Source organism: Thermoactinomyces sp. CICC 23799, from assembly GCF_016055145.1.
Classification (GTDB): domain Bacteria; phylum Bacillota; class Bacilli; order Thermoactinomycetales; family Thermoactinomycetaceae; genus Thermoactinomyces; species Thermoactinomyces intermedius.
In genome coordinates, this window is the sequence record NZ_JAECVV010000008.1 from 138754 (window position 1) to 153026 (window position 14273).

Annotated in this window: 15 protein-coding genes and 1 pseudogene; 15 read left to right on the plus strand and 1 reads right to left on the minus strand. The window is 42.8% G+C overall.

Features of this window, described 5'->3' with window-relative positions; genetic code table 11:
* Nucleotides 1-60 precede the first annotated feature (60 nt).
* The 15 genes and pseudogenes from I8U21_RS11890 (at nucleotide 61) to I8U21_RS11960 (ending at nucleotide 11447) form a co-directional block, all read left to right on the plus strand.
* Nucleotides 61-1569, plus strand: a complete 1509-nt coding sequence (locus I8U21_RS11890) for a cobyric acid synthase (RefSeq protein ID WP_198053983.1) — start codon at nucleotides 61-63, stop codon at nucleotides 1567-1569.
* A gap of 28 nt (nucleotides 1570-1597) precedes the next feature.
* Complete coding sequence (locus tag I8U21_RS11895; protein ID WP_198053984.1) at nucleotides 1598-2119, plus strand: Imm6 family immunity protein; 522 nt, start codon at nucleotides 1598-1600, stop codon at nucleotides 2117-2119.
* A gap of 71 nt (nucleotides 2120-2190) precedes the next feature.
* Nucleotides 2191-2700, plus strand: coding sequence for an Imm6 family immunity protein (locus tag I8U21_RS11900; protein ID WP_049719825.1), 510 nt, complete (start codon nucleotides 2191-2193; stop codon nucleotides 2698-2700).
* A 338-nt stretch (nucleotides 2701-3038) separates the two neighbouring features.
* Entirely contained in the window at nucleotides 3039-4607 is a 1569-nt protein-coding gene (locus I8U21_RS11905) for a hypothetical protein (RefSeq protein ID WP_198053985.1), read from the plus strand.
* Nucleotides 4608-4627: 20 nt separating this feature from the next.
* On the plus strand, nucleotides 4628-5143 hold the full coding sequence (locus I8U21_RS11910; RefSeq protein ID WP_198053986.1) for an Imm6 family immunity protein: 516 nt from the start codon (nucleotides 4628-4630) through the stop codon (nucleotides 5141-5143).
* A gap of 335 nt (nucleotides 5144-5478) precedes the next feature.
* Complete coding sequence (locus I8U21_RS11915; protein ID WP_049719827.1) at nucleotides 5479-5889, plus strand: hypothetical protein; 411 nt, start codon at nucleotides 5479-5481, stop codon at nucleotides 5887-5889.
* A 284-nt stretch (nucleotides 5890-6173) separates the two neighbouring features.
* Nucleotides 6174-6704 carry an Imm6 family immunity protein gene (locus I8U21_RS11920; RefSeq protein ID WP_049719829.1) on the plus strand — a complete coding sequence of 177 codons (531 nt, stop codon included), beginning with the start codon at nucleotides 6174-6176 and terminating at the stop codon, nucleotides 6702-6704.
* A 224-nt stretch (nucleotides 6705-6928) separates the two neighbouring features.
* Nucleotides 6929-7312 (plus strand): annotated as a pseudogene (locus I8U21_RS11925) (Imm6 family immunity protein); the annotation flags it as partial.
* A gap of 336 nt (nucleotides 7313-7648) precedes the next feature.
* The gene (locus I8U21_RS11930) at nucleotides 7649-7906 is read left to right on the plus strand and encodes a hypothetical protein (protein ID WP_198053987.1); all 258 of its coding nucleotides are present in this window, start codon (nucleotides 7649-7651) and stop codon (nucleotides 7904-7906) included.
* Between the two features lie 185 nt (nucleotides 7907-8091).
* On the plus strand, nucleotides 8092-8406 hold the full coding sequence (locus tag I8U21_RS11935) for a hypothetical protein (RefSeq protein WP_181731914.1): 315 nt from the start codon (nucleotides 8092-8094) through the stop codon (nucleotides 8404-8406).
* Nucleotides 8407-8570: 164 nt separating this feature from the next.
* Nucleotides 8571-9122, plus strand: a complete 552-nt coding sequence (locus tag I8U21_RS11940; RefSeq protein ID WP_165489700.1) for an Imm6 family immunity protein — start codon at nucleotides 8571-8573, stop codon at nucleotides 9120-9122.
* 174 nt (nucleotides 9123-9296) lie between these two features.
* Nucleotides 9297-9821, plus strand: coding sequence for an Imm6 family immunity protein (locus I8U21_RS11945; RefSeq protein ID WP_037993721.1), 525 nt, complete (start codon nucleotides 9297-9299; stop codon nucleotides 9819-9821).
* 107 nt (nucleotides 9822-9928) lie between these two features.
* Nucleotides 9929-10333, plus strand: a complete 405-nt coding sequence (locus tag I8U21_RS11950; RefSeq protein ID WP_181731912.1) for a hypothetical protein — start codon at nucleotides 9929-9931, stop codon at nucleotides 10331-10333.
* 12 nt (nucleotides 10334-10345) lie between these two features.
* Nucleotides 10346-10801, plus strand: a complete 456-nt coding sequence (locus I8U21_RS11955; protein WP_037993717.1) for a hypothetical protein — start codon at nucleotides 10346-10348, stop codon at nucleotides 10799-10801.
* A 133-nt stretch (nucleotides 10802-10934) separates the two neighbouring features.
* The gene (locus I8U21_RS11960; RefSeq protein ID WP_181731911.1) at nucleotides 10935-11447 is read left to right on the plus strand and encodes an Imm6 family immunity protein; all 513 of its coding nucleotides are present in this window, start codon (nucleotides 10935-10937) and stop codon (nucleotides 11445-11447) included.
* Nucleotides 11448-11521: 74 nt separating this feature from the next.
* Here the strand turns inward: I8U21_RS11960 and I8U21_RS11965 are convergent, their stop codons facing one another.
* Nucleotides 11522-14182: a phosphoenolpyruvate synthase gene (locus I8U21_RS11965; protein WP_198053989.1), complete on the minus strand. Its 2661-nt coding sequence runs from the start codon at nucleotides 14180-14182 to the stop codon at nucleotides 11522-11524.
* Nucleotides 14183-14273: the final 91 nt, after the last annotated feature.

Genomic DNA, 14273 nt, shown 5'->3' on the forward strand with positions numbered 1-14273 from the left:
AAAGAATGAAAATGTGCAATAATGAAACGAAACATGATCGCAAAAGAGAGGTGTAACAAGATGAAGGCCATCATGCTGCAAGGAACGGCTTCCGATGTCGGAAAAAGTGTGATATGCACGGCTTTTTGCCGTTATTTTTTTGAAGAAGGTTTTCGGGTGGCTCCGTTTAAGTCGCAAAACATGGCTTTAAATTCGTATGTGACACGGGATGGAGGGGAAATCGGCCGGGCACAGGGCATTCAGGCGGAGGCGGCGGGAATTGAACCCACGGTCGATATGAACCCGGTACTTCTGAAGCCCACAGGAGAAATGGTGTCGGAAGTGATTTTGCACGGGCGCCGTTTTGCCGAACTCCGTGCCGGTTCGTTCCATCATGAACTGGATTCGATTCTGGCTTCCGTTCAACAGTCGTTGAACCGGTTATCCCGGGATTATGACATTCTGGTGATGGAAGGAGCAGGGAGTCCGGCGGAGATTAATTTGAAAGAGCGGGATATCGCGAACATGTGGACGGCCCGGATGGCGGATGCGCCGGTTTTGCTGATCGCCGACATTGACCGCGGGGGCATGTTCGCTTCGGTTGTGGGCACCTTGGAATTGCTGGAGCCGGACGAGCGGCGGCGGGTGAAAGGCATCATCATCAATAAATTCCGTGGAGACAAATCATTATTGGAACCGGGAATCCGATGGCTGGAACAGCGAACCGGGATCCCGGTTTTGGGTGTCCTTCCTTATGTGGAGGTTGGCATCGATCCGGAAGATTCCCTGTCGCTCACCGAACTGGCGTTAAAAGGAAACCAAAAAGAAACGGCCGATCTGGATGTGGCCGTGATCCGTTTTCCCCGTATTGCCAACTTCACGGATTTTTCCCCGCTCATGGATCATCCGGATTTGTCTGTCCGGTTTGTAAAAGCGGCCCGGGAACTGGGAAGACCAGATGTCATCATTCTGCCCGGGACGGAAAATCCGAAAGAAGATTTTGCCTGGCTGAAAAAGACCGGACTGGAAGAAAAAATCCGGGTGTTAAAAATACAAGGAAGTTCGGTTATCGGGATCGGCGGAGGCTTTCCCATGTTGGGGACGAAATGGGTTTATCCTGATTGTGAGTCCGAACGCGAAGAGGCCGGTTTGGGGCTTCTTCCCATGGAAATACAATGGAATTTCAACACACCAACCAGCCGGAGCCAAGCAAAACCTTTGGCCGCTTGGGGAGGACCGGACCCGGTGGAAGGATATGAGATTCATTCCGCCCGCCCCCGGAAAGCCGCGGGAGTTTCTCCACTGTTTGAGCTGTCCGACGGCCGGTTCGACGGCGCGGTTTCCGAAGACGGAGAAGTGTGGGGAACCGGACTTCACGGCGTTTTTGACAATCCTTCCTTTACCGTGCATTGGATCTGCCATCTCCACTTGAAAAAAGGGTTGCCAAAACGGAAACAAACGATGAAACGAAGAAGGGAAGAAAGGGAAAAGATTTACTCTTTGCTGGCGCAATGGATCCGTGAACACATGGACATGGAACAAGTGAAAAAGATCATGGGACTTTGCAGGGACAAAGACGACAGGGAGTGACGGGATTTTAATAAATCGGAGGATTAAGATGGAGAAATGGTATAAGAAAGTAAATATGGATGCGAAAGCGGCTTATTATTTGGTCTTATCTGAGAAGGTCCTCGATAAATTAGCCGGATATGACTGGTTTTCCACTGTGAGAAAATCCATGGATATGTGTTGGGAGTGGACAGAGAATAAAAAGGGTGATTCCTATCTCATGTACTTGGAATTGGCTGATGAAGATAAGGGATTTTATATTATTGGACTGGAATATGACGATTTCGAAGAAGGCTCGCAGGAAGAATTTATCTATTGGTGCCTTTTTTTGGCTGTTTCTTATACCGTAAAGCAAGCACTCCTCTTTGAAAAAAGAGAACATGAAGCCCCTCAGGAAATACAACCCATTGATGATGAATATATGGAGAAAGCGTTTATGCAAAATATCCGAAAAGTAAACGGCTGCCAAGAAGAATGGTTCAAACGCTTAAAAGAGTACCTGCTGAAAAATCACCCGGCCGGAAGTGACAAAGAGAACCAAAGAGAAGAATTGTTGAGGTTGATTGTATAAATGAAAAGAATTCCGCTCTCTTAACCGGAGCGGAATTTGTTTTTATAATCCTGGTTGAGGAGGGGCTCATGATGATTTGGTATGAAAACATAACTGACGATGCCAAAGTGGCTTATGTATTGTCTTTGACAGAAGAGATTGCGGAACAAACAAAAGATTATGAATGGTACAGACTTATTCGGAGATTATTGAAGATGTGTTGGGAATGGGTGGAGGAGAAAAAACATAGTGCCGATGATATCTATTATGAATTTGACGATGAAGATGATGCGATGGTTTACATAGAGTGTTACCCGGAAGTTAAATCCAATCCACAATTAAAATATCTTTGTTTCTGTATATTTGACGGTTTTTGTTATGCCATTTGGAAAGCGTATCAATACGAAGGGGAGAAATCAGTGCCACAGTATTTTGAAAGCGAAAGTGATTTGTCGATTCAGGAGTTTACAGAAAAGATAACAAAAATAGACGGCTGCCAAGAAGAATGGGCCGAACGTTTAAAAGAGTACCTGCTGAAAAATCACCCGGCGGGCAGTGACAAGAAGATCCAAAGAGAAGAGTTGTTGAAGTTGATTGCATAAATGAAAAGAATCCCGCTCCTTCTTCAACAGAGTGGGATTTATTTTTTTCCATGGTTTTTAATTGACGGATCTTTGCTATACAGAAGTGACCTTTAAACCGTGCAACAGCAATTTAGTCCAATGATTGAACCTTCCTGCAATAAGCAGGTTTATTTCGGCTTATTTTTTATCGCAATTGTCATCAACAAATTCATGCACTATTTATAAAAATTTATATATAAATATAATTGCCAAGGAGAATAATACTTTTTAAAATTATTAATTGTTTCCTGTACAATGTATTTAGAGAAATAAGAAAGGAGGAAACGGGGTTACGGATTTTCGTACCCGTCGAAGATATGGGAAAATATTTTGTACGGTTTCTCCTTTTGTTGCTGATCGTCTCGGTGGGAACAGCCTTCTGGGTTCATGACCTTGTACATGCTGACGGGGGAATTAATATTCCTGAAATTAACGAAGATTTCGATCAATTCGAACAAAAAGACCCGGTTCAGAAGGAACAACCGGTCTCATCCCCTCCGGTTGAAAAAAAGAAAGGAATTGTGGATAAGTTTACCGAATCATTGTCAAAGGTTGGAGATTGGTTCGGGGACAAAATTTCAGGAGCATGGGAATGGACCAAAGAGAAAGCGGCTGCCTTTTGGGATTGGTTCGCCGAGATTTGCTCCAAAATGGCAGAAGTTGTGATTGATACGCTGTCATCGGCTTGGGAATGGGTGAAAAAATATAAAGAATATATTGCTTTTGCCGTCGTTTTAGTGGTTGGTGTTGTATTATGTCTTTTTCCGCTCACGTCTGGATTGGGTGCGGCCATTTTGTGGGGAATGGGTATATCCTTCTTGGTCAGTGCCGTTTTAAATGGCGGGATTAATAAGAACACTTTCTTGGAGGCGGCCATTGGCGGCATTTTGGGATTGGTTGGAGGAGGTATCACGGCAGGAGCTTCCCGGGCATTGACGAGCGGCATCGGGCAAAAGCTGATCATGGGTGCCAAGAATTCCAAAGTCTTGGGGTCTGTTCTGCAAGGAGGACAGAAACTGGTCTCCAAATTGCCGGCACCTCTGCAAAAAGTGTTTGGCAAAGGCGGATTCCTCGGATCGGTCGAGGGTGCCGGAACCAGTGTGACAGACGATATCCTGCATGGGCGGAAGATCAATTGGAAAAATGCCTTTTTGGCAGGACTGTTTGGAGCCGGCTCCGTCGCCGTGGTTCACTTTGCCCAACCAGCGATCAATAAAGCTGTTCAGCAATTGGAACCGGTTCTGGCCAAAACCCCGATTGTCAAAAATATTTTCAACAAAGTTGACGATTGTTTTGCTGTACAGCCAACCAGAGGGTACCATGCTTTGTTCTTGGCGACAAATATTAAATGTGATTATTCAGGCATAACAGACATTCTGAAAGAAGACTTGAAAAATTTGAGAGGAAAAGTAGGTCATAATAAACATACCCTTGCTGTTGCCAGAACAGATGTTAAAGGATTGGAAGATCGATTGTTTAAAGGTGCTTCGCCTGGTGCCATAAAAAAAGCATCAAAAGAAGCCGGGTTAGTTCCTTTGGATGAAAAATATCCAAACAGATCAATTAAGTCACCGTTTGATAGTCCGCAAATGTCTAGACATGCTGAAGAATATGTCATGGCTGAATTTGAAGCTGCAGTAAAAGAGGCTAAATTAAATCCAAAAGAAGTATCTGGAAAGCTATATATCCATCAATCAAACCCTAGAGGAGCATGTCCGGCATGTATTGCGGGAATTACAAACCCTGATGCAAAGAGCGGTATATTCTTGGAATTTAGCAAGATGTATCCTAAGCTTGAAATAGTAGTTACATCGGAAATAGTAGAAGGAAAAAAAGCTGTTGGAAGACAATTCTTTAGATTGAAAAATGGTAAATATATTGAATGAAAATCAGGAGGTTTCCTGGGATGGAATGGATTGAGAATGTGAGTTCAGAAGCAAAAGTGGCTTTTCTGCTGACATTAACAGAGAAAATCATGCATAAAATAGAAAATTATAAATGGTATGGCTTGGCCAGAAGAACCATGGATATGTGTTGGGAATGGCTGGAAGAGAAAAAGCATAGTGGAGATGAACTTTATTTGAAAATAGACAATGATGTGGATGGATTAGCACATATCAAAGGGGTGGCGTTTGTCGATGATCAACCGGACCCTCAAGAAAAGGCGCTGTGGTTTTGTGTAACACAGGCGGCGTTTTATGTTACATGGCAGGCTTATGAATATGAAGAGGAAGAATATGTTCCACAGGCGATAGAAATGACAGATGATGAAGTAATTGATTGGTTCATGGAAAAAATAGTGAAAGTAGACGGCTATCAGGAAGAATGGGCGGAACGCTTAAGAGAGTACCTGCTTAAAAACCACCCGGCAGGCAGTGGAAAGAAGATCAAGAAAGAAGAATTGTTGAAATTGATTTCATAATTCTGTTTTGGTGATCATAAAAAGACCCGCACCGTTAATATGGAGCGGGTTTTCGTTTTTGAATTGATCAGCGGTATTGGAAGTGGATGGGAAACGAATTTGGCGGCGAAATGGTTGGGGAGATGATAATCCAAAAAAATATCAAGAAAGGGATTAGGAATGAATGGATTCAAGGCTGCCTAAACAAAAAGGAACCAACTGGGCTGCTAAATATCATGCAAAAGAAATGTACGTCAAATGATGGTCGAAGTTGGTTTGGAAGAACTGGAAGTTATCATCCCGAGCGGGTCTGAAATCTTAAAAGTAGATAAAGAAAAATTAAGAAAGTCTTGGTGATGAAAATGAACAATATTCAACTCCATATTTATAACGAAACAGGCTCAACATTAATGGAAAATCCATCTTGGGATCAAGTAAAAAAAGTGATGAAACAAGTTGATGGAATAAACATTGATTTAATTGGATTAAAGGTGGTTGGCAAAGGGGAGTTAACTTTAATGGGAGGAAATGAGATAAAAGGCCGACGCCTTTATGCTGTTCAATACAGTCCGGAGAACAATTCCATTCATTTGGTAGTGGAAAATATGAGGGTGAAAAATATAGATGAGTATGAATATATTAGCTGCCAACAAACAGGCATTGATTTTCCACAGCGTTTGCTTGTTCCTTTAAACACGGCTATTATTGCATTTGAAGAATTTTATAATTCCGGAAATCTAACGGATAAATTGAAGTGGGTTGACTAGTAAATATTGCGACGAAATAAAGAACTTTATATTTTGAAAGAATTTAAAAACTTATTCCGTTGCAGATTTTATCTTGGGAGAAGATATCTGGGAAGAATGATCAACCGGAATTTTTATAAGCAGAGTTTGGCACATTCCCCGAAAGAGAATCACAAGGAAGTTCATCGAGAAAGCATGATATCTGCCATGAATCAACGGTTTGAGGAATGATACTGCATATCACCTTTTAAATAGCTTGAATGACATACTCTGTTTATAATGCAAATGCAATGGAGGGATATTTAATGAAATGGATAGAATGGGTGAATAATGTCAGGTCAGATGCAAAGGCAGCTTATGCTTTGGCTTTGGTGGAAAAACATATGAGTGAGATTGAAAACTATGATTGGTTTAAGATGGTCAGAGAGGCGGTTGATAAGTGTTGGAAGTGGGTGGAAGAAAAACAGTACAGTGGCGATGATCTTTATGAAACAGCAGATAATGAGGAGGAAGATGGATTGATTTATATTGAAGGAATGTCTTTTGCAGCTGATAATGCATACGGTCCTCAAGCAGAACTGATTTGGTCGTGTGCGGTTGATGCTGTGTTATATACTGCCCGCCAGGCGTATGAAATGAAAGGGGAAGCATTTCCACAACCCGTTGGAATTAATGATGATGAATTTATGGATGAAGAGTTTAACCAGAAAATAAAAAAGGTAAATGGGTATAAAGAAGAATGGTCCGAACGCTTAAAAGAGTACCTGTTGGAAAATCACCCGACCGGAAGTGACAAGAAGATCAAAAGAGATGAATTGTTGAAGTTGATTTCATAAATCCATGGACGTTGTTTCGATGATAAAACGGCCCGCACCGGTAAAAAAGAGCGGGTTTTCGTTTTGGCTTGATCACCTTGAAGGGGAATCCTGTCATAAGTTATATATCCAATAAGGAAATAATCAGAGTGATGTGAGACTTTTCTTCGAGAATTTAAAAAGTTGGAAAGGCGGGATTTGCCATCGCATGGTAAAAACATCTCAGTGAGGATGCAAAAGCGGCTTATGTATTGTGCTTATCGGAAAAGATGTTGGTTTTGACAAGAAATTACTCATGGCATCGCCTGATTCGGAACGTGATGGATATGTGCTGGGAATGGGTTGAACATCGTAAATACAGTGCGGTGGAGATTTATGACGTGTTTGCTGATGAAGATGATGCACTGGTTTTCATTGAGCACTATCCGGGAGTGGTTGATAATCCTGCACTAAAATCTCTGTTTTTCTGCATATTTGACGGCATTTGTTATGTGATATGGAAAGCTTATCAAACAGAGCAAGATTATTTTCCCCCATGCTGGAAAGCGAAAGTGATCAATCCATCGAGCTCTTTATGGAAAAAATCAGAGAAGTGGATGGCTGCCAGGAAGAATGGTCCGAACGTTTAAAGGAATATTTGCTTAAAAACCACCCAGTCGGAAGCGGCAAGAAGATTAAAAGAGAAGAGTTGTTGAAACTGATCTGAAAAAAATTTGATATTTCTAATTTGGAAGAATCTGTATCGATTGTGCTGCCTGGGTTGTTCCACCTTGCTCTTAAATTCCTTCTTTGGGCAAACACAATGTTCATCATGAGGTCCGGTTGATTTTCCAAATCCTTCTGCTCCTACTTATCTCGATTTGATTAGCACTTGTCGAAGACCAGAAAGTCTTTCATAAACATCCCTATTTACTTCCGCTTTTCCGCCTCTTCTTTTAATTGAATAGTCGCAGGCGGATTTCTTTTTGGCGTTGAGTTTACTCAATCTTCAGTTCAATCATGAAACCAATTCTTTGTTCGCTTTATTCATTTATCTCCACGCTTTGAAAAAGGTTTTTATATTGCTTTGCCAAGTGGATCGTCAAAGTATTCAAAAAATGGCACTTCCGCAACTTCATGATGGTTCGTATACTCAACCCTTCAACCAGTGGTTCATCAGAGACGGCTTGATGATCCAGCCATTCATTAAAAGGCTTTTGAAGCCGATCCGTCACCTTGTCTAAAAGAGATATCATCGCTTTAATTTCATGATTATGCCATCCTTCTCTTTAAAACTCTGATTAATTTTCTCTCATTGAATTCAAGCATTTGTTTACCTCCTGATTTTTTAAACTATAATTAATTATACTTATATTTTGGATGATTTTTTATTTTATTATCTTGAAAGTTAGCTTAGGAGGGAGAACTTTTGCTGAGTTTTGATGAAAATCAACTTAAATCTGTTTTGATTGAAGAAGAAGGAATTGAGGAATCGAAAACATCCTTTATCATAGAAAACCTGAAAAAATTGGACGATCTGCTTCAGGAAACGATGGATCAGTGGATGAAGGATCGGAGCATATCTAATTTTAATGTTGAAGGTGTTGATTTAAAGTTCATCATGGAAAAAGGGAAAGTAAATTTTCATAACGCGTTGACCATCATGAACACTTTTTTGTATGATCCGAATTTGGCGAAAACTTATAGAAAAAATCCATACACTTTTTCAGGTCCTATGCGATGAAAAAAGGTTGGCTCATCTCTTTCTTTGATTTTTCTTAGCGCATGCCCATCGGAAAATTTGGAAGGGAAGGGTGGTTATCCTTTTCGGATCACTCTCCGAACAACTTCTCTTCCCATGATTCCACCAGCTCTCATCGTCCCTCCGATGACCGCTTGACCGGTATCATGTTTGGAATTCTAAAAGTTGGAAAGGCGGGACTTGCCATCGCTTGGTATGAACATCTCAGTGAGGATGCAAAAGCAGCTTATGTACTGTGCTTATCGGAAAAGATATTGGTTTTGACAAGAAGTTACCCGTGGCATCAATTGATTCGGAACATGATGGATATGTGTTGGGAATGGGTTGAAGGGAAAAAGTATGGTGCAGATGATCTGTATTATCAGTTTGATGACGAAGAAGACGGACTCATTTTTATTGAAGGAGAGAAGGAAGTGGCGGAAAGCCCGCAATTCATGCTCATTCTCCATACGATTCTGGAAGCAATTTGTTACATAATGTGGCAAGCTTATAAGTATGAAAAGAAAGATTATCTTCCGCAAATCCTTGACTTGGTGAGTGATGAATCGATTGAAATGGATTTTATGGCAAAAATAAAGCGAATTCATGGTTATCAAGAAGAATGGTCTGAACGCTTAAAAGAATACTTGCTAAAAAATTACCCTGCCAGAAGTGATAAGCAAATCAAAAGAGAAGAATTGTTGAAGTTAATTTCATAAAGACGATGGAGGATTAAGCATTCAAGATAAATTCAAAGTTTTTTCCAATCCAACTTGGGAAACCGTTTATGAATTTTTGGAAATCATGGATGGATTTGACCGAATCCTTTAAAATCAGATTGGCTTTCTGGAGAATGTGGATTTTGAAAATTATCAATGTGACGGGGGATCTTGATGGGGAAATGGTATCAGAAAGTAAACATGGATGCAAAAGCCGCTTATTATTTAACGTTGTCAGAAAAAATATCGGAACCATTGGATTTTGGTGATGATTGGGATGCGGTTATCAGAAAATCCATCAATCTTTGTTGGGAATGGGTTGAGGCGAAGATGCATGATTCTTATGCCATGTATGATGGACTGACGGATGAAGACGAGGGTTTTTATGTTCTTTCAACTTTGGACGGTGTCTTCCAAGATGATTTGCAAGCGGAATCGGCGTATTGGTGTTTGTTCTTTGCCGTATCTTATACCTTAAAGCAAGCATTAATATTTGAAAACAAGGAACATCATGGTCCGCAAGAACTCGAATCCGTCAATGACGATTCCACCTATATTCAGTTTATGGAAGAAATCAAAAAAACAGAAGGCTACCAAGAAGAGTGGTCCCGGCGTTTAAAAGAGCACTTGCTTAAAAATTACCCAGCCGGAAGTGACGAGCAAATCAAAAGAGAAGAATTGTTGGCTTTGATTGTATAAATGTATGATTGAATAGAAGTATAAGTGAGGCTTGTTCTTTTTCACCGAAGCAGGCCTTTGGCTTGGTTAAAAATGCAAGCGGATTTGTAAATGGGGGAAAATAATAGATGAACTGTCTGTACACCCGATTAAAAAGACTGCTGGAAATCACTGAATCTGAAGAATATGACATTGATTTGAGAAAATATCCACTGTTGGAGAAAAAATGTGAGGCATTGATTGGCGAAATCAGGGGGTATTTGGAAACATCGGCATCCAAGGATGAAATCGAAGACATTATTAAATCATATCCAGCAATTGTGTATTTATTGCGAGTTGATTTGGCATTTGACTTATTTCACCAAGCATTCATGCTAGGATCTCTGGACAAAGATGTAATCATCTCATTTGCCCGTTTCATTTATGCGTATGGCCCGGATTGGGATGAAGAATCGAAGCGAATTGAGGAATTTGTAGCTGAAAATAAACTTGAAGAGGCCGTAAAAATCGCCTTATCGGTAAAGTATGATTGAACAGGTGATCGAATGAGTAAATGGGAACTAACTATTTTCAAGCCAGGTGGCGGGAAAGAAAAGATTAAAAATCCGGATTGGAAACAAATCAAAAGTTACTTGGATCAAGTGGATGGGGACCAAGTGGGTTGTGATTACTTTGATACTTTATATTTAACCAACCCGGATTTTGGCGACATGACCGTCACCGGGGGAAATGAAATCGATGGTCGCCGACTGTACGCAGTATCATTTTTCCCGATAGAATTTGATTATCGCATACAATATTGTTTGGCAAATCCTGAGGTTCAAACACGAGATGAAGAATTTGAAATGATCACAACCCAAGGAGTGGGAGCGGATTATAACAAGGAATGGTTGGTGGAATATGATCCGATGATTCAAGCTTTTAAACATTTCTTTGAAACAGGAAAACTTGACGATGCACTAATTTGGGAAGATTTAGCACACAGAGTCCTTAAAAAATGAAAAAATCGTTCCGATGTGTTTAAAAGTCATGTCAACGATCCATCAAGGGTGAAGTGGCATGAAAAGGTAAATGAAGAGGCCGAAGCTGCATATTTGCAGATTCATACCCCCGGGAAAGGGTGAAGGAGGTGCCATGAGTTGGTACACCCAAATCAATGAAGAGGCTCGGGTGGCTTATTTATTGAGTTTAACAGAGAAAATCTTGGATCAAGTAACCAAAGGTCCCGCTGATGCCCGAAAAACTATTGATATGTGCTGGGTATGGGTCGAAGAGAAGAAATATGATGGCGGTGATCTTTACTCTGTATTTGACAATGAAGAAGATGGCGGAGTCTCCATGTTTTATGAAGATGCAGTGGATGAGGAAAATTCTCAGCAGGCAAGTATATGGTTATGCATCAATTATGCATTGGAGTATACCATCTGGCAGGCGTATAAATTTGAATATGGTCACGATAATTATGTCCCACAATCCATTGAAATCGTTGATGATGAAATGATTGATGAATTTACAAAAGAAATAGCAAAAACAGAAGGCTACCAAAAAGAGTGGGCCAAGTGTTTAAAGGAATACCTGCTGAAACATTATCCGGCAGGAAGTGAAAAGAAGATCAACAGAGAACAATTGTTGAACTTGATTGAATAATCGTCCATGGATGTTGTAAAGAAGCCCGCTCCTTTTTCACCGGAGCGGGCTTTGGCTTGGTTGAAACCTTATTTTTATTCCTTTATATCCTCCAGAATTTCGACATAGCCGTTGGTTCCGTCAACACGGATGTATTGGCCATCTTTTAAGATTTGGGTTGCGTTTTCCACGCTGACGACCGCGGGGATGCCGTATTCCCGGGCAACGACGGATCCGTGGGTCATTAATCCCCCGACTTCGGTGATGAGCGCTTTGGCGGAATGGAACAAGGGGGTCCAACCAGGATCGGTGTAGGGAGCGACCAGGATCTCTCCTTTGTTTAATGTTCCTTCTTCCAACCGGCGGATGACTTTGACATACCCTTCCACCACCCCGGCTGATGCCGGAATGCCCACCAGAGCGCCCGGCGGGGCATCTTTGTTTTCCACACCTCCATTGAAGGTTTCCCCTTCGCTGGTGATGATCCGGGGAGGCGTGAAATTCCGGTATACTTTTTCCTCTTCTTTGCGCCTGTCGATACGTCTGATAGCTTCGTCCCCGGCCAACCGGTTTTCCAACAGTTGGATCAGTTCGTCAAGTGTGAGGTAAAAGACATCCTCTTTTTGTTTCAGGATACCTTTTTCACTCAGTTTTTGCGCTTCTTCCAAAATCGCTTCCCGGTACAGCTCAAAATAGCGGATCATAATATATTTGGGCAATTCACGGATGCCCACCGTGTTCCGGAAGATGGCGATCCACCGGGAAAGTTTCCTGGCTTTCCGGGCTCCGCCGCGTGTTGCTTTGATTTTTTCCAGCAAAGACCGGATGGCTTCCTGTGCTTCTTTTTCCCCTTGTTTAAATTTTTCGCGGTGCTCCCCGGGGGCATTGTTTTTCATATGGCTGAGAATGGATGGAATGAGCATGGCGGGCGCTTCTTTGTAGCGGACCCGGGTGATGTCGATCTCACCGGGTGCCCGCATCCCGAACTTTTTCATGAACCGGTCCAGTTCGGCTTGGAAAGCTTTACCGCCTTCCACTTGGTTTAGCCCTTCATAAAAGTTGTGGTCTTCTGCTTGCTCCAGATAGCGGACCACGTCGGGATAACGTCTGGCTGCATCCGCCAAATCCCCGATCATCAGCCCCATTTCGCTGGTGATATTGCCGGGGGGAGACTTTTCGATGGCGTGATCCCAAGCCTCTTCGCCCAGCCATTTTTTGATTTTGCTTTTGATTACCGCAAGAGCGATCATTCCGGTGTAGGTATAGGCCAACGGATCGGGAATGGTTTGGAACAAGGTATGATCCCGGATTAACCGGATGCGTACGGCCCCGGTGTATTTGGACAATTCTTTTTTGAAGCGGGCCAGATCTTGTTCAAAAGTGGAGTAGGCCCGCTTCACAATCCGGTTTGGATCTTCAAAATACCAGGTCCGGATGATTCTGGGGATGGCGTTTCTGTAGATCCCCATAATCGCTTTGGTCGGACGCAAAGCGTGCTTTAAGATTCCCCGTTTGGGCGCGAGCCGCTTGAAATCTTTGCTTTGGATCACTTTTTTCAGCACCAGGATGTTGTCATCGGCAAGGGTGCTTTGCAGAATCTTCCGCTGCACGGGCTTTAAGAACAGATAACCGGAACAATCCCAGAAAAGGCGCCCTCCGGCTTCCATAAGCGTCGTTTCGTTATCCAAGGGAATGAGTGACTGAAAAACCGAGATCCCGAGCGGTTTCATGTAATCGGTCATCATTTGCGAATGGCCGATGGACAGATAAACCCGGTAGTTTTCATTTTTTCCGGCGGCAGGGACGGGATAAAGGGAAGTGACCGGCCGGCTCTGAAGCAGGTAAAGGTTATCGCCTTCCAAACACCATTCTATATCTTGTTCCGAGCCGAAATGTTTTTCCACTTTTTTCCCCAACGCTGCCAAGGCAAGAATTTTTTCATCCGGGAGCACCTGTTTTTGGCGAAGTTCCGGAGAAAGTTCCCGGACCTCGGTACCGCCTTCCGGGAGAGGAAAAACCCCTTTTTCTTTCTTGGCAATTTGTTTTTGGATGATTTCATTGTCCCGCACTTTGTACAAATCGGCGGTTACAATCCCGGAAACCAGTGCTTCCCCCAACCCGAAACCGGCATCGATGGAGACCGTGCGCCGGTGTCCCGTGACCGGGTCAGCGGTGAACAGGATGCCTGAAACGTCCGGAAAGACCATCCGTTGGACGACAATGGCCAAGGAAACGGAGTGATGATCAAAACCGTTTTTGAGGCGGTAGACAATGGCCCGGTCGGTAAAAAGGGAGGCCCAGCATTTTTTGACGGCCTTTAAAAGCGGTTCTTCCCCCTTGATGTTTAAGTAGGATTCCTGCTGGCCGGCAAAAGAGGCATGGGGCAAGTCTTCCGCCGTTGCGCTGGAGCGGACGGCATAGGCATGCTCCGTTCCCGATTCCTCCCAAGCCTTGATAATTTCAGATTTTATCGCAGCGGGAAATTCCAGGGACTCAAAAAATTCCCGCACTTTTTGTCCGATTGAACGAATGGTGTCCAACTGATCGGGTTGCAGCTCATTCAAGTGATCCAACCAATCTTTGAGTTCATCCCGTTCGTCAATGATCCGGCGGTAAGCGCCGGTGGTGATGCAAAACCCGGGGGGTACCGGAAATCCGGCGTTGGCCAATTCTCCCAGATTGGCCCCTTTTCCCCCGGCCATCGGCAAGCTGTGGCGATCCATTTCCTCAAAACGCAAAACATAATTCAAAGCCATTCACTTCCTTTTATTAAGATGATTATGGGATCTTGGAATCACGTAAGGAAATATATTGATAACCACCTTGCCTTATACAATAAGCCGCAAG